The following is a 23,237-nucleotide window of genomic DNA, read 5'->3' on the forward strand; positions in this document are numbered from 1 at the left end:
TCCTCCCCTCAGGCCTGGCCGAAGGCGGAGATGCCGCCGTGGGCGGCCGACCATTCGGCCGGCGCGTCGAGAAAGCTCTCGACCTCGGCCAGCGTCTTCGGGTCGAAGGTGCCCATCTCCTTCGCCACCGCCAGCACGTCCCGCCACGTGGTGAGATAGTGGAGCTTGATGCCGATCTCCTGCATCAGCGCGGCGCTGTCGGGGAAGATGTCGTAGTAGAACAGCACGAAGCAGTGCTCGACCTGGGCGCCCGAATCGCGCAGGGCCTTGCAGAAATTGACCTTGCTGCGCCCGTCGGTGGCGAGGTCCTCGACCAGCAGGGTCCGGGCGCCCTCGACGATCTCGCCCTCGATCTGGGCGTTGCGGCCGAAGCCCTTGGGCTTCTTCCGGATGTACTGCATCGGCAGCATCATCCGGTCGGCGATCCAGGCCGCGAAGGGGATGCCGGCGGTCTCGCCGCCCGCGATGTGGGTCAGCTGCTCGTAGCCGATCTCGCGCACGATCGTGGCGGTGGCGAAGTCCATCAACGTCGCGCGCAGGCGGGGGAACGAGATGATCTTCCGGCTGTCGGTGTAGACCGGGCTCGCCCAGCCGGAGGTGAACTTGAACGGCTCGTCCTTGTAGAACAGGACGGCCCCGATCTCGAGGAACATCTTGGCCGCCTCGCGGGCGATCACCGCTCGGTCGAGGGGCAGGAAGGGGCTGGTCATGCGGCGTGCGCGCTCCGCTTGAGGCGCTCTCCGGGACGGTGGGGACCGGTCGGGCCGGGGAGCGTGCGTGGAAATGAGGCCTGATCGCCCTCCTCCGCCCTGTCTCCGTCAGCGTCAACCCTGATCGCGGCGCTATCCGCGGTTCACGCAGTCCTGCCCGACCGCAGATGCGCGAGGTGCCGGATCGCCAGGGCGTAGCCGTGCGTCCCGAAGCCCGCCAGCACGGCCGTGGCGGCGAGGGAGATGTAGGAGTGGTGGCGGAAGGCCTCGCGCCGGTGGACGTTCGAGATGTGGCACTCGATCACCGGCACCTCGCAGGTGTTCAGCGCATCGAGGAGCGCCACCGAGGTGTGGGTGTAGGCGCCCGCGTTGATGACGATGCCGGCCGAGCCCACGCGGAATTCGTGGATCGCGTCGATCAGCACGTGCTCGGCGTTGCTCTGGCGGCACACGACCGCGAGGCCGAAGCTTGCCGCGGTCTCGCGGCACAGGGCCTCGACGTCGGCCAGCGTCTCGCGGCCGTAGATCTCCGGCTGGCGCTTGCCGAGCAGGTTCAGGTTGGGCCCGTTCAGGACCAGGACGGTGTCATGCATCGTGCGCCTCGCGGCCCGAGAGGTGCGGCAAGCGCCGCCAAGACACAAGTCCGGACTGTCATCCGGCCGGAGATGTCCCGCGTACGGGCCTGCCGCCCGCGCCGGGCGGTTCAGATCCTGGATCCGCGACGCTATCCCGGTCGCCGAGACCCGTTGAGGCACGGAGGACAGGCGGATGGCAGAATCCCGGAGCGCGGCGCCCGTGGTGATCGCGGTGGCGATCACCGGCTCCGTGCCGCGCAAGGCCGACAACCCGGCGGTGCCGGTGACCGTGCCCGAGCAGATCGAGTCGACGCATCAGGCCTTCGAGGCCGGCGCCACGCTCTGCCACATCCACGTGCGCAACGATGACGAGTCGCCCTCCTCCGACCCAGAGAGATTCGCCGCCGTGCAGGAGGGGCTGCGCAAGCACTGCCCCGGAATGATCGTGCAGTTCTCCACCGGCGGGCGCGGGCGCGACCCGGCCGCCCGGGGCCTGTCGCTGAAGCACCGGCCCGACATGGCCTCGCTGTCCACCGGTTCGGTGAATTTCCCGACGATCGTCTACGAGAACGCCGCGAGCCTCGTGACCGACCTCGCCGGCCAGATGAAGCAGCACGGCGTCCGGCCCGAGATCGAGATCTTCGACCTCTCGCACCTGCACGGCGCCAAGCGGCTGGTGGAGGCCGGCCTGATCGACGCGCGCCCGCACGTGCAGTTCGTGATGGGCGTCCAGAACGCGATGCCGGCCGAGGAGCACCTCCTCGACATCCTGCTCGCCGAGACCCGGCGGATCCTGCCCGAGGCGACCTGGACGGCGGCCGGGATCGGCCGCAACCAGGCGGTGGTCATGGAGTGGGCGCTGAGCCGCGGCGCGGATGCGGTGCGCACCGGCCTGGAGGACAACATCCGGGTGACGAAGGATCGCTTGGCCGCCAGCAACGCCGAGTTGGTCGGCCTCGCGGCCGAGGCGGTCCGCCGCCACGACCGCCGCGTAGCCTCGCCTGCCGAGGCCCGCGTCGCGCTGGGCCTCGGCTGAGGCCACCTTCTCATGGGCCGTACGGCGTGCTAACGATCCGCCCGCGCGGGTGTAGCTCAATGGTAGAGCAGCAGCCTTCCAAGCTGAATACGAGGGTTCGATTCCCTTCACCCGCTCCATTCAAAATTCTTCGATCGTCACGGCACCGTGAGCGCTTTCGAAGTGGCGGCATCGAGGTGTGCTGCCACGCCGCGTCCTACAGCGTCACTCCATGACCGCCGCCCGGATGCCGCTCTGCGCCGGCCCACAGCCTCTGAGGCGACAGGGTTGAGCAGGCGCCAGGTCGCCGGCCGTCAATGACTGAGGCGGGAGGGAACCTGCACGGCCCGGTGAGTCTCGACCAACAGCGCGAGGGGCAGCCACGGCTTCGGGAGCGCGGTGACTGCAGGAGGCAGGCGGGAGGGTGGACCGCCCGCGGTCGCCAGGATGACCGGGATCCCGGGCCATGATCGGTGCAGCACCTGAACGAGGCCGAACCCGTCGAGGGTGCCGGTGAGCTGCTGATCGGCGACCACGAGCGCGACCTCGCCACTCCGCCGCTGCAAGGCCTGCAAAGCTTCCTCGCCTGTGTCACAGCACTCGACGTTCAGCTCACTTGCGCGCAGCAGCGTGGCAGCCTGTTCCGCCATACTCGGGCACCGTCCGACCACCACGACGAGCGGGGTGGGGGTCGGCTCCTCAATATCCGGCAGTTCCAGGCGCGCCAGCAGTTCCAGCAACGGCTGGGGCCAGTCCTCGCACTCCTCGATCGGCAGCAATTGGGCGAGGCCGTAGGCGACGGCATTCAGAAGTGGGTTGTCGACACCGTCACAGCCGCCTTCGTAGACGTAATCGATCTGCTCCATCCAACTCCCGTACCGGACGACGCCCTTCCTGCACCGGTCCGGCCCAACTGATTTGCATCAAGATCTGCAGGGTGAATGGCGCGAGACGTCCAGAGTTGCACGACGGGCGCGGAAAAATCATCCCTCGGGTGTGCAAGGTCGTTCGCGGTCGTTCATGCGGCGCCGAGCGTTCCAGCCCCGCTCGCAGCGACGTGGACACACGTCGAACCTCGGCCGGGCAGAACGATGCGTTCGCGGGCTCTAAGGTCTGGATGCCTTGATCTCGGAGACCGTCAACTCAAGCCAGACGTTGATCTGGCCGATGCCGTGTTCTTCGGCCGACCGCTCATCCTCTTTTCCGACACCATCGCCGGTGAACAAGCGGGCTTTCGGGAACCGGGAGCAAGGCGACCGCTTGGTTTAAGGCTTCGAAGTGTTTCGAGGAGGAGAGGTCATGCTCGTCTTCGCTCTTCTGTTCGCCGCCCTGGCCGTGGTCGGGGCGCTCGTCGGCCTCGGTCAGCTCGGTCACCCGATCTACGCTCAATCGCTGCACAGTTACGGCTGGGGCCTGACCGTGAACGCCGTCGCGCTCGCTGTTTTCTTTGTGCTGATCGGTCGAGGCCGGCTGCGCCACTGAAGGGGCGTCGAGACCCCACACGATGGGCCGGCCGCATCGCCCGACATGCCTTCCCCGTCGGACCGCGCTCGCTCAGTGACGGACATCGGGTGCGGCGGCGGCGATCAATGATGCCGCTCGCCTCGAACACCGCGAGGAAGGCCGCGACGCGCTCGTGCCAGGCGGTGCAGCTTCCGTTCTGGTCGACCGCCTCCAGCCGCGAAGGTTCGGTCGTGCCCAGGACCCGGTCGATCTCGACTTCAACGGTGATGCAACGGTGAATCCGTCACGGGTGAACCGGCCGGACAGCGGCGAATGCTCAAGGTCGTGATCCGCGTCCATCACCGGAGCCGGCCCGTTCTCACCCTCCTCCGGAGCCTGATGGCCACGGTCGTTGCCAGGTCGAAGGGCGATCAGGAGGTCAGGTGCTCGCGCGCCCGTCGCAGCGCCCGCAGACGTTTCGTCCGCTCATCTTGTGCCTGTCGCTCGGCTTCGATCTCCGCCCAGACCTCGCTCGAGGATGACTCGCGGATCTCGGCTTTGAGCTGAAGGCTCGTGCGGTCGGCGTAGCGGGAAGTCGGAAAGTGAGACATGCACCCTCTTCGTTGGCCAGCGTCGGGTCGAGATAGGGCGCTAATCCGCGGCGTCGCATCGCTACGACCACAGAGGCCACGATACCGGGGCCGGTTGAAGACGAGCACGATGAGTCATCCGCGGCGTCAGGATGGATGACAGGTCCGTCGTAGCACCCCGCCGGTCGCGTCAGGCTCGACGTCGTGCGGCGGCCTGCCTCGGCGCCTGTGCCGCCCTGCCCCGCCGATTGCCGCGTCCACCGGGCACCTTGGCCTGCGCTGCGCCAGGGGCCGACGGTTCCGCTCCACGCTGCGGCCGCGCGGCGTGCGCGTCGAGGAAGCGCCGACAGGCGTCAAAGTCCGTCTCGCACTCCGATGGGCATGGAATGCCTCGCTGCTCGGCCAGACTGCGTGCGTAACCGCGCATCGCCGCGCTCGGGGTCCGGCGGTCGCCGGATTGTCCGGTATTCCCCTCCCGAGGCGGGCGCGGCCCGGCATGGGTGTCGAGAAAAGCCCGGCAGACGCTGATGCTGCTCTTGCAGCCGCGCGGCAGCGTCACGCCCCTCCGCTCGGCCAAGCTCACCGCGAACGACACCATAGCCGGCGTCGGCGGCCGATCGTCCGCCCGACTTGGCGGGATCAGGCTCGGATCGAGGCTGACGACGGGCGAGCTTGAGATCGCGGCGATCAGCTCGTCGAGGCGCGCGCGCGTGCGCTGCCGGAAGGCGTCGGCGCGCTCGATGGCCTCGGCCCGCGTGGTCGCGCGACCGATCTCGGCCAGTTCCGCCTCGAACAGGGCGCGTCCGACCGGGTCGCCATAGGCCGGGAACACGCGTCGCACCGCGGCCATGAAGGCCAGCCCGACCTCGGTCACTTCGATGGCCGGATCCTTGCCGTTGGCCAGCGTGATGTAGCGGCTCTTCAGGAGCTTGGGTAGGATCGTGTCGCGGGTGGCGGCCGTGCCGAGGCCCTTGGGTTCGTTCGGGTTGACCGGGTTCTCCAGGGCGCGCTTGACCGCCGGATCATCGATCTGGTCGATCAGCCGGCCCATCACCACCGGCAACTCGCCGCGGGTGATCCGCCGCGGCGGCTCGGTCATCGCGGTGGCGACATCCGCGCCCGCGGCCGATGCACCCTCCCCGTCGTTCACGAGTGGCAGGCGTGCGGACGTGGCCTCGGCCTCGCGCTTGGCCTTGCCGGGCACGACGTCCGCTTCGAGTTCGGCCTCGCTGCCGTAGATCGCACGCCAGCCCGGGGCGCGGATGACGCTGCCTGAAACGGCAAACCGCTTCGCGCCCAGCGGCGTCCCGACCTCGGCCGTGACGGTCGTTCGGGCGTCGATGCCGTCGGGCAGGTGGGCGGCGAGAAAGGCCTTCGCGACGAGTTCCCACAACCGGAACTGGTCGGCCGAAAGCCGGCTGCGCTCCGGCACCTTGCGCAGGGGCACGATGGCATGGTGCTCGCCCGGGTCCTTGACGTAGTGCCCCTTCGCCCCGCGTCGGATCAGGGGCACCTCGCCTCCCGGACTGACGTCGCGCATGTCGGTCAGCACGGTCGCGATGGCGGCGACGATCGCGGCGGCATCACCCGCCTGCCCGTCCGGCAGGTACTCGGACTCCGTGCGCGGGTAGCTGAGGTAACCCTGGTCGTACAGCTCCTGAGCGAGCCCTGCCGTGTGCTGCGGGTCCCAGCCGAACCGCTTGGCGCAGCGCCGCGCCAGGGTGTCCTTGGAGAACAGACGAGGGGGCGCGCGGCGCACGTCCTTGTGCGCGACCGCCAGGGGGCCCGACCAGGTCGTGGCCGCCTGCCGGATCGTCTCGGCGATGGCCGCGTCGAAGATCCGATCCTTGGGGGCGTGCCACAGCGTCAGTTCGGCACCGGATTGCGTGCTCAGGTGCAGGGCGACCTTGAAGAAGTCCTGCGGCACGAAGGAGCGGATGCGCGCCTCCAGGTCGGCCAGAATGGCGAGGGTGGGCGTCTGCACGCCACCGAAGCGCCAGGGTTCCCGGAACTCGGGCGGGCGCAGGCGCAGCGAGATGGCCCGGGTGCCGTTCAGCCCGAGGTGGTAGTCCTCGTACTGCCTGCACAGCGCTTCGAGGTAGGCGGCGTAGTCGCGCTCGCCCGAGCCGACCTCCTTGGCCAGGGCCGCGAAGGCGCGCCGGATCGAGACATCGTCGAGCGCGCCGAGCTTGATCCGGTCGACGCGGCCACGCCAGCCGAGGTGCTCCAGCACCTCCCAGGCGATCATGGAACCCTCGCGCCCGGGATCGGTCGCGATGATCACGCGCTCGACGCCGCTCAGCGCCTGCCGGATGGCGGCGATCTTCGGCTCGTGCGATTGCCCGGACCGGTTCGTGCCGCAACTGACCGGGATCGTGGCGAGCGTGATGGGCAGCGCGTCGAAGCGCCAGGGCTTCCACTCGGGTCGGATACTGCCTGGCTCTTCGGCGGACAGCAGGTGCCCCTCGGCGGCCACGCAGACGGTGTTCGGTGAGCGGAAGAAGCGCTGCAGCTGCCGCATCGCCGAGGGTTTCTCGAAGAAGAACAGCGTGCGGCCGGAACGTGAAGGTGACATGTCGCTGCCCACGGTAGCGCCCGCCGCGCCCGACCACGAGTTCACATTTTGTTCCATAGCGGCCTCGCATGCAACCGGCTCGGCTCGAGAACGTCGCGGCGCGATCTCGGTCAGCGCACCGCGTGCAAGGAAAGACAGGTGGCTGTCCGGTTTGCGGCCGCAAGCGGCCCGTCCGTTTCCAGACTCAGCTGGTGGAGAAGCGGACGGTCGCCACTCTCAATCTCATCGCCTGGGGTGGCGACGACAGAGCCTTCGTGCGGTCTTGAGCGCTCACGCTGCTCGGGAGCATGGGTTCCGCCGCTGGTTGCACGGTTGTCCGTCCGCTCGAACCGGCCGGGCGGCAATGACCGAAGACGACGACAGTGATCGCCCTGGCGCATCCGGGCCCGCGCACGTCGACGACCTGTCTGGCAGGGAAGCCGCGCGCCGCGTTCGGCCATTCGTCGCACCGGGCGACCTCACCGAACTGTGGCGGCTGTGGGCCGTTGCCGCGTGACCAGCACAGATGAGGTCACGATGTCGAATCCCGCGAAGGGTCAGTCCGGTGACGGCCAGCACCATGCGACGCGGAGCGCACAGGAGCAGAAGACGGCCGAGGTCCAAGCGGCCGGAAGCGCCAAGGCCGATGCCGGCCATCCTGTGGTGATGGAGGGTGGGAAAGCCGAGACGCCGACGGAGGGCAGAGGCCATCCGAAATCGGCCGCGTCCAACGCACCGTCCGGCGCAACCAGCGACGCCGCCACGAGCATGGCGACGGCGGGCAAGGCCGAGAAGGAAGCCGCGGCGGCGGCAGGTGCCGACAAGGATCAGCACGGTCGCGGGCATCGCAAGGCTGAATAGCGGGACCGCACGCAGCGGGAGCGGCCGGCCACTCCCACAAGGCGCGCTCCCGAACGCAGCCAAAAGGGCACACGTCACAGGAACGCGCTCTGTCGCGTTGACGGAGCTTTGGCCGATCACCTAGCCTGACTGTGACGGTTCCCCTCGGGGATCAAAAGGGAACGCGGTGAGGGGTTCGCCCCGAAGCCGCGGCTGCCCCCGCAACTGTGAGCGGCGAGCCCAGCACCACCGCGTCACTGGATGAGACCCATCCGGGAAGACGGTGCGAGGGCGGCGACCCGCGAGCCAGGAGACCTGCCGTCAGCCGTGGTCACACGCGAAACGCGCCGGGCGGGGTGTCCTGGTGGGTGTCGAGACAGCCGCGCTGACGCGGTTGTCTCGGACTTGTTCGCGGTGACGTGCCACTGCCGTTGCCGAGGCTCCCGTGTTCCACCGTCAAACCGGCCGAAGGCTCTCGACCTTGTCGGGCCTCGGCCTCGCCGCACTCGCATCAGCGGCTGTAGCCCAGGACCGATCCACGTCGCGTGCGGCGACCACCGAGGCAACGCTGGAGGAGATCTCGGTCACGGCGGAGACCGCCGCGGCCACGGCTCCGCAAGCCGGTCCGTCCGCGAGCGCAGGCTATGTCGGAGGCACGACCGGCATCGGCGGGATCAGCACACCGGTGGACTCCGCCAGTTCCGGCGTCATCACGGGTGCGCAGGTCAACAGCCGCCCCGTGACCCGCCCCGGCGAGGTGCTGGAGGCGGTGCCGGGGCTGATCGTCACGCAGCACTCGGGCGAGGGCAAAGCCAATCAGTTCTTCCTGCGCGGCTTCAACCTCGACCACGGCACCGACATCGCGCTGTTCCTCGACGGCATGCCGCTCAACATGCGCACCCACGCCCACGGCCAGGGCTACGCCGACATCAACTTCCTCATCCCCGAGCTTGTCGGTGCCGTGGAGTTCCACAAGGGGCCGTATTTCGTGCGCGACGGCGATTTCGCATCCGCGGGCTCGGTGCGGATCGATTACCTCGACGCGACACCCAGGAACGTCGCCCTGACGTCGATCGGCAGCTTCGGCTACAAGCGCGCCCTGTCGATCACCACCGTGCCACTGGGCGAGGGCAACCTGCTCCTGGCTGGCGAGGCGCAGGTCTATGACGGCCCGTGGGTCGTCCCGGACGCGCTGCGCAAGATCAACGGGGTGGCCCGCTACAGCCAGGGCACACCGCTCGACGGATTCTCGATCACCGGCATGGCCTACGCAGCCCGGTGGACGGCGACCAACCAGATCCCCGAGCGCGCCGTCGTCGCTGGCCTCATCAGCCGCTACGACACGATCAATCCCGCGGATGGCGGAGACACCTCGCGCTTCTCGCTCTCGGGCAAGTTCAGTGCGACGGACGATACGGGCGTGACGCGGGCCTCGGCCTACATCATCCGGTCCCAGTTGAACCTGTTCAACGATTTCACCTACTTCCTCAACGACCCGGTCAATGGCGACCAGTTCCACCAGCTCGATCAACGCATTATCGGCGGCGGCGAGGCCCTGCACATCTTCCAGGGCGACCTGTTCGGGCGCCCGATGGAGAATGAGATCGGCGTGCAGACGCGGACCGACTCGATCCGGGTCGGTCTGTTCAACACCACGAACCGGCAGTACCGTTCCGGGGTGCTCGACGATCGCGTGCTGGAGACGAGCGGGGCCTTCTACTTCGACAACCGAGTCCGCTGGACCGATTGGCTGCGCACCTCGATCGGCTTCCGCGCGGACGGCTACTCCGCCAGCGTCGTCTCGGACACGCCGGCCAATTCCGGCCAAGCGCGGGACGGCATCGTCAACCCGAAGCTCGGCCTGACGCTCGGGCCGTGGTTCGACACCGAACTCTACGTGAATTACGGCGGCGGCTTCCACTCGAACGACGTGCGCGGCGTGACCGCCACCGTCGACCCGACGTCGTCGCTGTTCAACACCACCCGCTCGCCGTTCCTGGTGCCGTCCACGGGCTACGAGGTCGGGCTGCGCAACCGCTCCATCGCCGGTCTGGAGACGAGCCTCGCCCTGTTCCGGCTCGACTTCGCCTCGGAGAACCTGTTCCAGGGCGACACCGGCACGACGGAGCCGAGTCGCCCGACCCGGCGCTTCGGTGTCGAGTGGACGAACCGCTACGCCGTAACGCCCTGGCTGTCGCTGGAGGGGGATCTGACGATCACCAACGCCCGGTTCTCGGACTACGATCCGGTCGGCAACCGCGTGCCCGAGGCGCCCACCACCATCGCCTCGGCGGGCGTCACCTTCGGCGAGCCGCTCGGCTGGTTCGGCTCCCTGAGATTCCGCTACTTCGGCCCGCGACCCCTGATCGAGGACAACTCGATCCGCTCGCGACCGACCGCGCTGTTCAACGGCCGGGTTGGCTACAATTTCGAGACCGGCATCAGCGTCTCGCTGGACGTGCTGAACCTGACCAACAGCAAGTCCGACCAGATCACCTACGCGTACGTGTCCCGCCTGCCTGGCGAGGCGGCGGAGGGGCTGATCGACCGGGTCTTCCATCCGGTGGAGCCCACGGCCGTGCGCCTGACCATCGCGGGTCGCTTCTGAACCCGCCCGCGTGCGTCCGGACGCTCGGAGTGCCTCCTCTGGGCCGGAGGCCCGCGCGGAGACGACGGTCCGCGTCCATGCTTTGCTGCTCGAAGGCGGGCCGGCGCAGATCCACACCGAGCGGCCCGTCCGCTTGCGACCCAACCCAGCCGCCCCGACCGCTGCCGACTCTTCTCAGAAGCGGCCGCTCGTCAGCCGTCCGGCAACTTCGGCTCGGGGTGGATGTCAGTCTGTTGGCTTTTGGTCGAGAAGTCGTCAGAGCGCACGAAATCCTATGACTTCCGCAGGGGCATTCGTTCCTCGGAGGGCGATACAAGCCCGGCCCCGATCGCGATCCAGACGAGATGGGCATCGGTGCGCGCCCCGAGAGTGGCGCGGATCACCGAGAGGTTGTTGTGCACCGTCTTGAGGCTCAGACACAGCGCCTCGGCTACGCTCTGGGCGGTCATCCCGCCCGCGGTCAGGCTCAGGATCTCGAGCTCCCGCGGGCTGAGGTCGTCGAGCGCCGTGCGCCCCCCGGCCACCTCGTCCTGGGCGATCGCGTGCGCGATGTCGGCGCATATCGCTCGCTCGCCGCGGAGCACGGCGGCCACCGCCGCCAGCAGCTCACGGGGTGAGCTCGCCTTGCTGACATACCCGCTCGCCCCTGCGGCGAAGGCTTGGCGCGCGATCACCGCTCCGGTGCGCATGCTGAACACGACGATGCGGGCGGCCCCGTCCCATTGGCGGATGTGACGGATGGCCTCGATGCCGCTCGGGCCGGGCAGCGACAGGTCGAGGATCACGAGATCGGGCTCGTGAGCCTTGTATTGGCAATAGGCCGCTGCCGCGCTCTCGGCTTCCGCGACCACGACCAAGCCTGGCTGTCGCTCGATCAGGCGGCGATAGCCCTTTCGCACGACGGGATGGTCATCGACGAGGAGGATGGACGTGGCCATGCGGCGACCTCAGCCGACGGTTGGCACGGATGCGCAGGCCCGGATTCCAGTGCCGGTGCCGGTGAGCGAGAACGCTCCGCCGAGGGCGGCGAGCCGTGCGCGGATGCCGACGAGCCCCCGGCCGGTATGGGACGCGGCTCGGGACGCATCGCCGCCGCCGTCGTCGTCCAGCGTCAGCGTCACCGTCCGTGGCCCGGCCTCCGACCGGTCGAGCCGCAGGAAGACCCGGCTCGGCCTGCCGTGGCGCAAGGCGTTCGTCAGGAGTTCCTGCGCGATCCGGTAGAGGCTCGCCGCGACGTTCTCGGGCATGTCGGTGAGATCGCCCGTCACATCGAGATGCAGGGCCGGGCCGGACCTGAGTTGTCCTCGCCAGTCCGCGACGAGGCTACGCAGCGCCTCCTCCAGACCGGCTTCGGCGAGATCCGGCAGTTCGAGGCGGGCCAGCGCTCCACGCAGGCTCTCCCGCATGGTGGCGATGATCGCCTCGATGCCCTGGGCGTCATCGCGAAGATCCGCGCGCTCCGGGGGCGCTGCCAATTCGATCGCTGCGGCACGGGCACCCACGGCGGCAAGGCACTGGCCGAAGGCATCGTGCAGGTCGCGCGCGAGGGCCTGCCGCTCGTCTTCCTGAACCGTGACGAGCCGCTGCATCAGGCCCGCGCGCTCGGCTTCGGTGTGGGCGAGCCGGTCGGCGAGTGCGTTGCAGGCGCGGGCAACGCGGTCGAACTCGGTGGCGGCGAAGCGTGGCAGCGACGGTCGGGGGCCGGCCGTGTCGAGGTTCTCCAGCCCCTGCACGATCCGCCCGGCCGGGGCGACGAGGCGCATCACGGCGAGCCAGTTCAGCAGCACCGTCGCCGCAGCCAGACCGAGGGCGAGGCCCGCTGCAAGGCACGTCCGCCGCCAGAGACGCGCCGCCGATGCCATCGGATCGGGCCATGTCGTGACGCTGCCGATCGTGCGCTCGCGAAACACGACCGCCCGGATCGTTGGCGCGGTATCGGTTCCCCGGACGAGCGCCGTTCGGAACCACGCGGGGGCGGCATCGAGGCCGTCCCAGTCACCGCAGAAGCGGCGGGGCAATTCCACGCCGAGATGGATGTCGGCGCAGATGCCCGGCAGGAGCGTGAGGACCGCCGGTGCGGCTTGCGGCGCGCTGACCGGCATCGCGGCCGGCCCGGCGCTTCCGAGGCCCGGCTGCCGCGCCAGCTGCGCGGCGATCCGATCCGCCGACATGGCGGCTTCCGCACGGAGGCTCGCATGGGCGTCCCAGGCGGCCCATGCGATCGCCCCCGCCAAGCAGAGCACGGCGACCACGAGAAGGCGAAGACCGAGATGCGTGGGCAGGCTCATGGATCAAACGGCCGCGCTCGGAGCGAGGGCGTGATTTGGCACCGGGATCGTCGGGGTGCGCAAGCCATCGCTCGAGCAGACGGGAAGAATGCCCGGATCTCCGCGGGCGGACTTCCCTGGTCTGATCCCGGCACGATCCGGAGGATGGCGCTGTCCCCTCTCCGAGGAGTCGGCCATGTCGCCTCAACTCTCCCGCCGCACCCTGCTGGCCGCGTCCGCCCTGGTCCCGCTCGGGCTGCACCGCCCTGCGGCAGCCGCGCCCGTGAGGGGTCCGTACCGGGTCGGCGCGTTCACGGTGACACCGTTGCGCGACGGGCTCTTTCCGCTGGAGCCGAGCATGATCCCGGCCGCCGGGAGCCAAGCCGGACAGGCCTTGTTGAAGGATGCCGGCCTTCCCGCGACGGGCCCGTCGCCGGAGCCGGTCAACGCGTTCCTGATCCGACGCGGGGAACGGCACTGGCTGCTCGATGCGGGCTGCGGCACCGTGCTCGGGCCGGGGTTCAACCGTGTGACCGCGGCACTGGCGGCGGAGGGCGTGCGGCCGGATCAGGTCGAGACCATCTGGCTGAGCCATCTGCATGCCGACCACGCGGGCGGTCTCCTGACGCCGAACCGCCTCGCGCGGTTCGCGAACGCGGAACTCGTGTTGCAGGAGCGTGAGGTGACCTACTGGTCGGATGCGGCGGCCAGAGCCTCTGCTCCGGCCGCGTTGAGCCCGATGTTCGATACGGCGCAGGCGGTGCTGGCGGCCTATCCCGACCGGATCCGGCGTGTCTCCGGCGAAACGGAACTCGCGCCGGGCATCCATGCGCTGCCGCTGCCCGGCCATACACCGGGGCATATGGGCGTCATGATCGCGGACGGATCCGATCGGCTGCTGATCTGGGGCGATATCGTCCACTCGCGGGTGCTGCAGATGCCGCACCCGGATTGGACGGTGATCTGGGATGCCGATCCGGCGGAGGCGATCACGACGCGACGGCGCATTCTCGACCGCGCGGCGGCGGAGGGCTTGAGGGTGACCGGGATGCACCTCGCCACGAGCGGACGCATCGAGCGCGCCGATGCGGGATACGCGTTGACCTAGGCATATGCTCCCGGGATTGGATGTGCCGGGACGATCCTGAAGCGGGGGGACTTCGTCGTAGGGGCGCCGAGGCTGACGCGCCGGGTATCAGGCCGCGCAGGGTCTTGAGCCTACGAGCGTGGTGCGTGCGCGCCGCCCGGCACGGTCACGTCCGCGACCGCGACCGCGACCGCCCCCGGCTGGCTACCCGGGTGGCTCGCCGCCACCCCCAGGAACCGCCGGCTCAAGGTCGGGTCGGGGTGCCCGGTGAGTTCGAGCCGGTGCCCCGGCACGGGCCGCGCGCCGGCCCGTGCCCTTACCATGGCGCGCCTCATGATGCCGGAGGCGTACCTGCCCCGAGCGCGTCCCGGCACCGTGTCCCCGTCAGGCCGCTCCGAGATAGGCCGCTTCCAGCCCCTTGTCCGCCGACAGCTCCGCGGCCGTCCCGCGCGCGACGACCCGGCCCTGCTCCAGCACGTAGCCGCGATCGGCGACCGTGAGGGCCAAAGCCGCCATCTGGTCCACGATCAGGATGGTGACGCCCTCGTCGCGCAGCTCGGCCACGGTGGCGTAGAGAGCGTTGATCATCGCGGGGGCGAGGCCCAGCGACGGCTCGTCGAGCAGCAGGATGCGCGGATGCGCCATCAACCCGCGGGCGATCGCCAGCATCTGCTGCTCGCCGCCGGAGAGCAGGCCCGCCCGGCTTGCCGCCCGCTCGCGCAGCCGCGGGAACCGGTCGAGCAAGCGCTCCACCTCGGCCGGGTCGATCGGCGTCCCGCGCCCGAAGGCGCCGAGGCGGATGTTCTCGACGACGCTCAGCTCCGGGAAGACCTGCCGGCCCTCCGGCACCAGGACGAGGCCGCTCCGGGCGATCCGGTGGGCGGGCAGCGCGTCGATGCGCCGATCGTCGAACACGACCGATCCCGCGACCGGGCGGAGAAGCCCCGCGAGCGCCCGCATGGCCGTGGACTTGCCGGCGCCGTTCGCGCCCAGCAGGGCGACGGTCTCGCCCGGCCGCACGTCGAGATGGACGCCGTCGAGGACCGGCGCGGCGCCGTAGCCGGCGGTCAGGTCGAGGACGGCGAGGACGGCATCCGCCGGCCCCTGCCACGGCGCGCTCCGCGGCCGGGCCGGCGTGTCGGCGCCGCCGAGATAGGCGCGCAGCACCGCCGGGTCGCGCCGGATCTCGGCGGGCGTGCCCCGCGCGATCGGACGTCCGGCATCCATGACGAGGATGTGGTCGGAGATGCCCATCACCAGGGGCATGTCGTGCTCGACCAGGACCACCGCGACGCCGCTGTCGGCGATCCGGCGGATCAGCCGGGCCAGCCGGTCGGTGTCGGCCCGCGACAGGCCGGCGGCGGGCTCGTCGAGGAGCAGGACCGCAGGGCTGCCGGCGAGCGCCCGGGCGATCTCCACGAGCCGCCTGTCGACATGGGGCAGCTCGGCGGCCGGGCGGTCGAGGGCGCCGCGGTAGCCCACGAAGGCGAGGAGCGCGGCGGCCGTCGCGCGATCCCGCACCCGCGCGCGGCGCCAGAGTCGGCCCGGCGCGAGGCCGAGGGCCACGTTGTCGACCACCGGGAGCGAGCCGAACAGGCGCGTGGTCTGGTAGGTGCGCGCGATGCCGGCGCGGGCGACGACGTAAGCCGGCCGCCCGGCGAGGTCGCGTCCACCCAGCCGGATCGCCCCGGCGCTCGGGCGGTAGAAGCCCGAGACCATGTTGAGCACGGTGGTCTTGCCGGCGCCGTTCGGCCCGATCACGCTGGTGACGGCCGCCGGTCGGGCGGTGAGATCGACCCCCTCCGCCGCCGTGATGCCGCCGAAGCGGATGCCGATGCCGTCGAGGACGAGGGCCTCGCGCGCCGCCGTGCCGGGCAGCGGCGCCGCCCCGCCATCCCCTGCGGCCGGCGCCTCGCGGCCGCGGGGCAGCAGCCGGGCGAGGCTGCCGACCAGCCCCGAGGGCACCAGCCACAGCACCGCCAGGGTCGCGACGCCGAAGAACAGCAGGCGGTACTCGGCGAGGCCGGACAGCGCCTCCGGCAGCAGCACGGTGACGAGGGCCCCGAAGAGCGGACCGAGCACCGTGCCGGCGCCGCCGACGATCACCGACAGGACGAACAGGATCGACTGCGAGAACGGGAACGAGCTCGGCGCGATGAACAGCATCAGCGGCGGCAGTACCGCCCCCGCGAGGCCGGTCAGGGCGGCGGAGATCGCGAAGGCCAGGGTCTTCACCCGGACCGGATCGAAGCCCAGAGCCGCCGCGGCGACGTCGGCGTCGCGCACGGCGCGCATCGCCCGGCCGAGGCGGCTGCGGGCGAGGACATCGAACCCGGCGAGGCTCGCGCCGGCCGCGAGCACCGCCAGCACCGCGAGCCCGGCCGCGGTCACGGGTTCGCCGAACAGCGTCGGCGCGTCGGTGACGACGAGGCCGTTCTGGCCGCCGGTCAGCTCGCCGCCCTCGATCAGGCCGTGCTCGACGATGAAGCCGAAGGCGATCGTCAGCATGGCGAGGTAGGGGCCCTTCACCCGCATCGCCGGCACCGCCACGAGGCCGCCGACGAGCGCGGCGATCAGCGCCGCGGCCGGGAGCGCCAGCCAGAAGCTGACGCCGTGAAGTGTCAGGATCGCGCTCGCGTAGGCGCCGATCGCGTAGAAGCCGGCCTGGCCGAAGGAGATCAGCCCGGTCAGGCCCAGGAGCACGTTGAGGCCGACGCCGGCCACCGTGGTCAGCGCCACGAGGGCGATCACGAAGTGGCTGTAGCCGGTGGTCAGCGCGACGAGGCCGAGCGCGGCGGCGGTGAGGCCGGCGATGCCGAGCCGCATCGCCGGGGCCGAGCGCAGACGGTGCATCGCGTCAGACCTTGTTGACCGCGGCGCGGCCGAGCAGGCCGTCGGGGCGCAGGGTAAGGGCTAGGATGATCACCGAGAACACCACGAGCTGCGTGTAGGTCGAGCCCAGGGTCGCGGTGACGCCGGCCTCGACGAGGCCGTAGAGGAGCCCCGCCAGGATCACTCCGGTGGCGGAGCCGATGCCGCCGAGGATCGCCACCGCGAAGGCCTTGATGCCGAACAGCGTGCCGAGCTCGGCCGAGACCGAGAAGAGCGGCGCGATCAGCAGGCCCGCGATGCCGGCCAGCACCGCCGAGAGCGCGAAGGCGCAGGCCACGGTGCGGCGCACGTCGATCCCCATCAGGCGGGCGGCGTCGGCGTTCTGCGCCACGGCGAGCAGGACGCGGCCGAGATCGGTCTTCCGGAACACCGTGCGGATCGCGAAGGCGAGCGCGATCCCGACGACCGGGATCACGAGCTGCAGCGGGTAGATGCCGGTTCCGAGGATCTCCACCGGCTTCGTGGCCAGCGGCGAGGGCAGGCTGCGCGGCTCCTTGCCGAAGGTGAACAGCACGGTGTTGTCGAGGACGATGCCGCCCGCCACCGTCGCCAGGAGCCACGCGTCCGAGCCGCGCGCCACGAACGGGCGGACCAGCGCCCGCTCCACCACGAGGCCGAACAGGGCGCAGCCCACGAGCGCCAGGACGATCGCGGCCGGCATCGGCCAGCCGAGGGTGACGCCGAGCGCGTAGGCCAGGACCGCGCCCAGGGTGACGACGCTCCCCTGCGCGAAGTTCACGGTCCCCGACACCGCGTAGGTCACGTGGAAGCCGAGCGCCACGAGGCCGTACATGCTGCCGAGGCCGAGGCCGCTGACGAGGATGGAGGTCAGCATCGCCGGGCTCAGTTGGTCACCGCGACGATCTCACCGTCCTTGAAGCGGGTGAACACGTAGTCCTCCGGGCCCAGCGCGTCGTGCCGGCCGGGGGCGAAGGGCTTGTCGTAGGTTTTGATCAGGCCCGGGTAGGTGCCGATCTTGTAGAAGCCGTCGCGGACCTTCGGGCCCTCGGTGGAGCCGGCGGCCTGGATGGCCAGAGCCAGCAGGTGTGTCGCGTCGTAGGCGTTGGCGATGCCGACCGCGGGGGTGACGTCGGCCATCGACTTGATCGCCGGGTACTTGGCCTTGAGCGCGTCGAGCACCGCGGTCGCCTTCGGCGACGCGTTGCCCGCGAAGGTGAAGGTCTGGATGAAGTGCACCTTGCCGGCGCTCGGGCCGGCGAGCTCGTCGAAGCGGCCGCCCGCCGGACCCCAGTGCGAGACGACCGGCACCGACCAGCCCATCCGGTCCAGCGACTTCACCACCTGAGCCGAGGGGCCGACATTGCCGACGAGGAACAGCGCGTCGGCGCCGGCCTCCTTCAGCCGCGACAGCTGGGGCACCATGTCGACGTCGTTGGCCTCGTACTTCTCGATGCCGGCCGCCGGGAGGTTGGCGGCCTGCAGGGCGTCCTTGAGGCCCTTCTGGTTCGACTCGCCCCAGGCATTGTTGATGAGGATCATGCCGGGCTTCTTCGCCCCGTAGGTCTTCACCGCGTAGGCGACCAGCGCCTCGTCGACGAGGGCGTCGACAGCCGAGACGCGGAAGGCGTAGTTGTCGGCGGCGCCGTTGCGGGTGATGCCGGTGCCGGCCGCCCAGGGGCCGATGAACGGCACCTTCATCTGGTTGGCGATGGGCACGATCGCCATCGAGACCGGCGTGTCGAGGCCGCCGACCACCGCGACGACGCCGACCCTCTGGATCAGCTCGCGGGTCGCCAGCACGCCCTTGGACGGGTTGGCCTCGTCGTCGCGGGCCACGAGCTCGAGGGAGCGCCCGAGGACGCCGCCCTTGGCGTTGATCTCGTCGATGGCGAGCCCGATCCCGCGGGAGATCGCCTCGCCGGATTTCGCGGACTGGCCGCTCAGGGCCGTCACGAGGCCGATCTTGACGGTGTCGGCACCGTGCGCGGTCGTGACCGCGAGGCCGAGCAGCGCGCTCGTCGTCACCGCGATGCGGCGCAGGGTCGGGGGCAGGAAGGAGGCCATGGCGTGTCTCCGAGGGCGGGGCGCCCCAACCGTCCGCAACCTCCATGCCACCCAGAATTGGCAGATTCGGCCGCTGCACGGACCACTGACTGTAGGCCCGTAGGCATCCTGTGCTCAATCCAGCGTCAAAGTGCATACACTTCCTGCATGCACTGTCGCGGATTTTGCGGCACTCTGGACCGACAGGAGGCCTGCCATGACCGACGTGACCCACGATGCAGCGACCGCCCGCGACGCCGCCAACGTCACCGCCTACCTCGAGGCCTCGATGGTCCCGGATCCCGAGACGGCCGCCCGCTACATGGCGCCGGGCACCCGGATCGTGTTCACCGGCGCCCGGGTCTTCAACCATCCGTCCGAGGTCACGGCCTTCAATGCCGGCCGCTACGCCTGGGTGAAGAAGCGGATGGAGCGGCTGGACGTGGTCCCGGGCGACGGCGTCACCACGGTCTACAGCCTGGGCACCCTGTACGGCGCGTGGCCGGACGGCACGCCCTTCGAGGGCAACCGCTACGTCGACCGCTTCACCGTGCGGGACGGGCTGATCGTCGGCATGGAGGTCTGGAACGACAGCGCGGAGCGCCTGCTGACCAAGCACGGCCTCACTGCCTGACGGCTCAGGCTCCGCCGCCCGCCACGTAGGGGGCCAGCAGGCGTCCGAGGTCGCGCTCGCGCGGGGCCGGGGGCACGATGCGCGCCCGCTCCGCCACCGCGTCGAGGTGGTGGTCCATGAGCGCGGCGGCGCGGTCGGCATCGCCCGCGACCAGGGCGGCGACGATATCGCGGTGCTCGTTCACGGCGCAGTCCGAGGAATGCGGCCGGCTGTAGAGGGACAGGATCAGGGCGCAGCGGTAGCCGAGCTCCGCGACGTAGCGGGTCAGCACGGCGCTGCCGGTCATCTCGGCGAGCATCAGGTGGAATTCCGTCGCGAGCCGGATCGACAGCGCCTCGGGCCCGCCCCGGGCGGCCTCCTCGCGGGCGATCTGGTCCAGCAGCGCCTGACGCTGCGCCGGGCTGAGCTGCCCGGCGAGGCGGCGCACCACCAGCCGCTCCAGGCCGAGGCGCACGTCGAAGGTGTCGCGCGCCTCCTCCCAACTCGGCGTCGCCACGACGGCGATGCGATTGCGGCGCAGGTCGACCAGACCTTCCCCGGCCAGCCGCAGCAGGGCCTGCCGGGCGATGGTGCGGCTCACCCCGAACCGCTCGCCGAGGGCGTCCTCCGGCAGGCGGTCGCCGGGGGTGAGCGCCCGTTCCACGATGGCCCGGCGCAGGGTCTGGCAGATCGCGCCCACGCGATCCCCCTCGTCCGCCGCCTTCATCGACGTCGCGGCCTTCGCGCCGTCGCCCCTGCGGACTGGTCGATCATGATCCTCTCCGGGGCCGCACTCCGCTCCGGCGACCCGGGCGGACGTCCGGTGCGCTGTCTGCCGAAACGGACCTCCCGGTGCAACGGTCACGCCACGGGTTTCAGGCCCGCGCGAGGCCCGACGGCCTCTCCGGCGGACCGGTCCGAAGCAAGGCATCAGAGTTCAGGTCTCGCTGGCCTCCGTCATCGCTCGATGATGGATCACTATTTCAAAGCGTGTTTTTCAGCGCGGACAGGGGTCGCCAAGTCCGTTGGGACACAACAAGTCCGTTGGCATACAATTTGCCGAAAATACTGCTTCACGAGGTTTGCCATGCCGCGCTCATCGCATGCCCGCTCCAACCGCCGCGCCTTCGCGACCCTGCCGGTGCGTCCACGTCTCGGCGGAGCCGCGCGGCCGGGTGAGCCGGCGCAATCCGATGCGGCCGGGCATGTCGCGCGCGAAGCCTCCTACCTCGGCGGCGACCGGACCGATGCGGGTTCACCCCTGATGCCCTCGAAGGTGCACGCATGAGCTTCGATCTCGTCCTTCGGAATGGGCGCTTGGCGGAGGCGGACGCCGAGCCGATCGACATCGCGATCCGGGACGGCCGCGTCGCCGCGCTCGGCCGCGCCCTCGTCTGCGACGCGCCGGAGGAGGATCTCGGCGGCAGACTCGTCGTGCCGGGCTTCGTCGAGACCCACGTGCATCTCGACAAGTCCTGCCTGCTCGGCCGCTGCGCGTGCCGCGAGGGCACGCTGGCGGAGGCGGTGGCCGCGGTCGCGCAGGCCAAGCGCGCATTCACCGAAGACGACGTCTACGCGCGGGCGGAGCGGACGCTGCGCAGGGCCGTCACGCAGGGCACGATGCGCATGCGGACCCACGTCGAGGCCGATCCGCGCGTCGGGCTGACGAGCGTGCGTGCGCTGACGCGCCTGAAGCGGGATTATGCCTGGGCTGTCGCGCTGCAGCTCTGCATCTTCCCGCAGGAAGGCCTGCTCGACGATCCGGGCTGCGAGGCGGTGCTGGTCGAAGGTCTGGAGAGCGGCGCCGATGTCATCGGCGGCGCCCCCTACATGGATCGGGATTCGCATGGGCAGATCGCCCGCATCTTCGCGCTCGCGCGACGCTACGACGTCGACATCGACCTCCACCTCGACTTCGGCCTCGATCCCGCGCATCTCGACGCCGTCGAGGTGTGCCGGCTGACGGACCAGTACGGGTGGGGCGGGCGCGTCGCCGTGGGCCACGTGACGAAGTTCTCCTCCGTCCCGCCCGACCAGCTCGAGCGGATCGGGCGGATGCTCGCCGCCTCCGGGGTCGCGGCCACCGTCCTGCCCGCCACGGACCTCTTCCTGACCGGCCGCGACCACGACAGAGACGTGCCCCGCGGCGTCACGCCGGCCCACCGCTTGCGCGAATTCGGCGTCACCTGCTCGCTGTCGACCAACAACGTGCTGAACCCGTTCACGCCCTTCGGCGACTGCTCGCTCGTCCGGATGGCCAACCTCTACGCCAACATCTGCCAGATCGGCACGCCCGCCGGCCTCGCCGGGTGCCTGGAGATGGTGACGTCGCAATCGGCGCGCCTCCTGAACCTCGCCGACTACGGGATCGCGGAAGGGAACCCCGCCGACCTCGTCGTGCTCGACACGGACACGCCCGCGAACGCAGTCTCCGAGCTGGCGCAGCCGCTCTTCGGACTGAAGGCCGGTGCGCGTACCTTCACCCGTCCCGCTCCCACCCTCCACGAGCCGCGATGAGCATCACCGACACGATCGGCGCCTTCTGCGCCCACGGCCTCGTCGAGCGGCAGGATCGGGCGGACGGGCCTCTGGCCGGCCTCACCTTCGCGGTGAAGGACTTCTTCGATCTGGCCGGCGTGCCGACCGGGGCGGGCTCGCCCGAATGGCTCGCCACCCATCCGGTGCCGACGCGGACGGCCCCCGCCGTCGAGCGCCTGTTCGAGGCCGGCGCGAGGCTCGTCGGCAAGACGCACACCGACGAGCTCGCCTGGAGCCTCAACGGCGAGAACGCCCATTACGGGACGCCCATCAACGTCGCCGCACCGGGCCGCATCCCCGGCGGCTCGTCCTCGGGGTCCGCGGCGGCTACGGCGGCGGGCCTCGTCGATTTCGCGATCGGGTCCGACACGGGCGGCTCCGTCCGGCTTCCCGCGTCCTATTGCGGGCTCTACGGCATCCGCACGACCCACGGCCGGATCACGCTCGAAGGCGCCGTGCCGCTCGCCCCGAGCTACGACACGCTCGGCTGGTTCACCCGCGATCCCGAGCTGCTCCGCCGCGTCGGCCACGTCCTGCTCGCGCCGGTCGCGGAGCGGCCCCGTCCGCGCCGCCTGGTCGTCGCGCGCGACCTGTTCCACAGGGCGGGTCCCGACGTCGAGGCCGCCCTCGCCCCGGCGCTGGAGCGCCTCGCCGGGCTGTTCGCCGTGGTGGACGAGGCGACTGTCGCGGGCGATGACCAGGACGCCTGGCGCAACGCCTTCCGCCTCATCCAGTCGGCCGAAGCCTGGGCCTGCCACGGCGCCTGGATCACGGCGACGCGGCCGAGTCTCGGACCCGGCGTACGCGAACGGTTTGCGGCCGCCGCGGTGCTGGATCGCGGCGCAGTCGCGGCGGCGGAGCGGCTTCGCGCGACGATCCGCGAACGGATCCTCGGCCTGGTTTCCGATGCCGTTCTGGTCCTGCCGAGCGCGCCGGGGATCGCGCCGCTGCTGAACACGCCCGAGCCCGTGCTCGACGTCTTCCGGGCCCGGGCGCTCGATCTCCTGTGCTCCGCCGGCCACGCCGGCTTGCCGCAGATCTCCATCCCGGCCGCGCAGATCTCGGGTTGTCCGATCGGCCTCTCGATCGCGGCCGAGCCGGGCCACGATGAAGCTCTCCTCGCACTCGCGTCGGAACTCGGGTCGCTCACAACCGCCTCGCAGCGGCAATAACCCGCCGGCCGTCCCCTTCGTCTGATGCCTTCGACGGACGCCCGTCGCAGGGCCGCAGGATCTGGCATACAGTTTCCGTGAGGATGCTTCGGTCGGCGGGGCTCGGCCGTCATCACGAGCGAAGCGAAGTGACCCGAGGCAGCGGGCCGTCTGCCGGCGCGGCGCAACTGGGTTGCTTCGCTTCGCTCGCAAAGACGGCAGAGCCGAAGCGATCAACCGGAAACGGTATCGGGCGAGATCTGTCCGTTCGGCCGGCGCCGAGATCCCGACCGAACACGGCCGCCCGCGCCTGTCACAGTGCCGGATCTGGTTTTCCGGCTACCCATGGC

At 70.6% G+C, this 23,237-nt stretch carries 20 protein-coding genes, 1 tRNA gene and 1 riboswitch; of the genes, 10 read left to right on the forward strand and 11 right to left on the reverse strand.

Annotated features, from left to right (window positions below; genetic code table 11):
* Positions 1 to 8: 8 nt before the first annotated feature.
* Positions 9 to 710, reverse strand: a complete 702-nt coding sequence (locus tag ACLBX9_RS19785; RefSeq protein WP_010684512.1) for an orotate phosphoribosyltransferase — start codon at positions 708 to 710, stop codon at positions 9 to 11.
* A 143-nt stretch (positions 711 to 853) separates the two neighbouring features.
* On the reverse strand, positions 854 to 1,303 hold the full coding sequence (aroQ, locus tag ACLBX9_RS19790) for a type II 3-dehydroquinate dehydratase (RefSeq protein WP_447720139.1): 450 nt from the start codon (positions 1,301 to 1,303) through the stop codon (positions 854 to 856).
* 175 nt (positions 1,304 to 1,478) lie between these two features.
* Between aroQ and ACLBX9_RS19795 the strand changes: the two genes are divergently transcribed.
* Entirely contained in the window at positions 1,479 to 2,321 is an 843-nt protein-coding gene (locus ACLBX9_RS19795; protein WP_447720140.1) for a 3-keto-5-aminohexanoate cleavage protein, read from the forward strand.
* Positions 2,322 to 2,366: 45 nt separating this feature from the next.
* Positions 2,367 to 2,440, forward strand: a tRNA-Gly gene (locus ACLBX9_RS19800).
* 174 nt (positions 2,441 to 2,614) lie between these two features.
* Here ACLBX9_RS19800 and ACLBX9_RS19805 read toward each other — a convergent pair.
* Positions 2,615 to 3,166 (reverse strand): response regulator, encoded by a 552-nt coding sequence (locus tag ACLBX9_RS19805; protein ID WP_010684509.1) that lies wholly within the window; start codon positions 3,164 to 3,166, stop codon positions 2,615 to 2,617.
* A 433-nt stretch (positions 3,167 to 3,599) separates the two neighbouring features.
* On the opposite strand from ACLBX9_RS19805, the gene ACLBX9_RS19810 reads away from it, so the two are divergent.
* Positions 3,600 to 3,782: a hypothetical protein gene (locus tag ACLBX9_RS19810; protein ID WP_010684508.1), complete on the forward strand. Its 183-nt coding sequence runs from the start codon at positions 3,600 to 3,602 to the stop codon at positions 3,780 to 3,782.
* Positions 3,783 to 4,523: 741 nt separating this feature from the next.
* Here ACLBX9_RS19810 and ACLBX9_RS19815 read toward each other — a convergent pair.
* The gene (locus tag ACLBX9_RS19815; protein ID WP_447720141.1) at positions 4,524 to 6,908 is read right to left on the reverse strand and encodes a type IA DNA topoisomerase; all 2,385 of its coding nucleotides are present in this window, start codon (positions 6,906 to 6,908) and stop codon (positions 4,524 to 4,526) included.
* A 516-nt stretch (positions 6,909 to 7,424) separates the two neighbouring features.
* On the opposite strand from ACLBX9_RS19815, the gene ACLBX9_RS19820 reads away from it, so the two are divergent.
* Both ACLBX9_RS19820 and ACLBX9_RS19825 read left to right on the forward strand, forming a co-directional pair.
* A complete protein-coding gene (locus ACLBX9_RS19820) occupies positions 7,425 to 7,748 on the forward strand; it encodes a hypothetical protein (RefSeq protein ID WP_447720142.1) in 324 nt (107 codons plus the stop codon).
* A 118-nt stretch (positions 7,749 to 7,866) separates the two neighbouring features.
* Positions 7,867 to 8,064, forward strand: a riboswitch (cobalamin riboswitch).
* 108 nt (positions 8,065 to 8,172) lie between these two features.
* The gene (locus ACLBX9_RS19825; RefSeq protein ID WP_447720143.1) at positions 8,173 to 10,335 is read left to right on the forward strand and encodes a TonB-dependent receptor; all 2,163 of its coding nucleotides are present in this window, start codon (positions 8,173 to 8,175) and stop codon (positions 10,333 to 10,335) included.
* 272 nt (positions 10,336 to 10,607) lie between these two features.
* Here ACLBX9_RS19825 and ACLBX9_RS19830 read toward each other — a convergent pair whose 3' ends face one another.
* Positions 10,608 to 11,273: a response regulator gene (locus tag ACLBX9_RS19830; protein WP_447720144.1), complete on the reverse strand. Its 666-nt coding sequence runs from the start codon at positions 11,271 to 11,273 to the stop codon at positions 10,608 to 10,610.
* A 9-nt stretch (positions 11,274 to 11,282) separates the two neighbouring features.
* A complete protein-coding gene (locus ACLBX9_RS19835; RefSeq protein ID WP_010684502.1) occupies positions 11,283 to 12,623 on the reverse strand; it encodes a sensor histidine kinase in 1,341 nt (446 codons plus the stop codon).
* A 175-nt stretch (positions 12,624 to 12,798) separates the two neighbouring features.
* Between ACLBX9_RS19835 and ACLBX9_RS19840 the strand changes: the two genes are divergently transcribed.
* Positions 12,799 to 13,710, forward strand: a complete 912-nt coding sequence (locus ACLBX9_RS19840) for an MBL fold metallo-hydrolase (protein ID WP_447720145.1) — start codon at positions 12,799 to 12,801, stop codon at positions 13,708 to 13,710.
* A gap of 110 nt (positions 13,711 to 13,820) precedes the next feature.
* Here the strand turns inward: ACLBX9_RS19840 and ACLBX9_RS19845 are convergent, their stop codons facing one another.
* The 4 genes from ACLBX9_RS19845 to ACLBX9_RS19860 all read right to left on the reverse strand — a co-directional run bounded on the left by ACLBX9_RS19845 (position 13,821) and on the right by ACLBX9_RS19860 (position 18,606).
* Complete coding sequence (locus tag ACLBX9_RS19845; RefSeq protein ID WP_447720146.1) at positions 13,821 to 14,012, reverse strand: hypothetical protein; 192 nt, start codon at positions 14,010 to 14,012, stop codon at positions 13,821 to 13,823.
* A 61-nt stretch (positions 14,013 to 14,073) separates the two neighbouring features.
* Complete coding sequence (locus ACLBX9_RS19850) at positions 14,074 to 16,542, reverse strand: branched-chain amino acid ABC transporter ATP-binding protein/permease (protein ID WP_447720147.1); 2,469 nt, start codon at positions 16,540 to 16,542, stop codon at positions 14,074 to 14,076.
* A gap of 4 nt (positions 16,543 to 16,546) precedes the next feature.
* Complete coding sequence (locus ACLBX9_RS19855; protein ID WP_010684498.1) at positions 16,547 to 17,416, reverse strand: branched-chain amino acid ABC transporter permease; 870 nt, start codon at positions 17,414 to 17,416, stop codon at positions 16,547 to 16,549.
* 8 nt (positions 17,417 to 17,424) lie between these two features.
* A complete protein-coding gene (locus ACLBX9_RS19860; protein WP_447720148.1) occupies positions 17,425 to 18,606 on the reverse strand; it encodes an ABC transporter substrate-binding protein in 1,182 nt (393 codons plus the stop codon).
* A 196-nt stretch (positions 18,607 to 18,802) separates the two neighbouring features.
* Here ACLBX9_RS19860 and ACLBX9_RS19865 point away from each other — a divergent pair, with 196 nt between their 5' ends.
* On the forward strand, positions 18,803 to 19,219 hold the full coding sequence (locus ACLBX9_RS19865; protein ID WP_012320244.1) for a nuclear transport factor 2 family protein: 417 nt from the start codon (positions 18,803 to 18,805) through the stop codon (positions 19,217 to 19,219).
* Between the two features lie 4 nt (positions 19,220 to 19,223).
* Here the strand turns inward: ACLBX9_RS19865 and ACLBX9_RS19870 are convergent, their stop codons facing one another.
* Positions 19,224 to 19,925, reverse strand: a complete 702-nt coding sequence (locus tag ACLBX9_RS19870) for a GntR family transcriptional regulator (protein WP_447720149.1) — start codon at positions 19,923 to 19,925, stop codon at positions 19,224 to 19,226.
* A gap of 360 nt (positions 19,926 to 20,285) precedes the next feature.
* Between ACLBX9_RS19870 and ACLBX9_RS19875 the strand changes: the two genes are divergently transcribed.
* The 3 genes from ACLBX9_RS19875 to ACLBX9_RS19885 are packed head-to-tail and all read left to right on the forward strand — an operon-like array spanning position 20,286 to position 22,908.
* Positions 20,286 to 20,486 carry a hypothetical protein gene (locus tag ACLBX9_RS19875; RefSeq protein WP_447720150.1) on the forward strand — a complete coding sequence of 67 codons (201 nt, stop codon included), beginning with the start codon at positions 20,286 to 20,288 and terminating at the stop codon, positions 20,484 to 20,486.
* Positions 20,483 to 21,715, forward strand: coding sequence for an amidohydrolase family protein (locus ACLBX9_RS19880; RefSeq protein ID WP_447720151.1), 1,233 nt, complete (start codon positions 20,483 to 20,485; stop codon positions 21,713 to 21,715). The genes ACLBX9_RS19875 and ACLBX9_RS19880 overlap by 4 nt, the downstream gene beginning before the upstream one ends.
* Positions 21,712 to 22,908, forward strand: a complete 1,197-nt coding sequence (locus ACLBX9_RS19885; protein ID WP_447720152.1) for an amidase — start codon at positions 21,712 to 21,714, stop codon at positions 22,906 to 22,908. Before ACLBX9_RS19880 ends, ACLBX9_RS19885 begins: the two co-directional genes overlap by 4 nt.
* Positions 22,909 to 23,237: the final 329 nt, after the last annotated feature.

The sequence above is a fragment of the Methylobacterium sp. A49B genome, assembly GCF_053346215.1.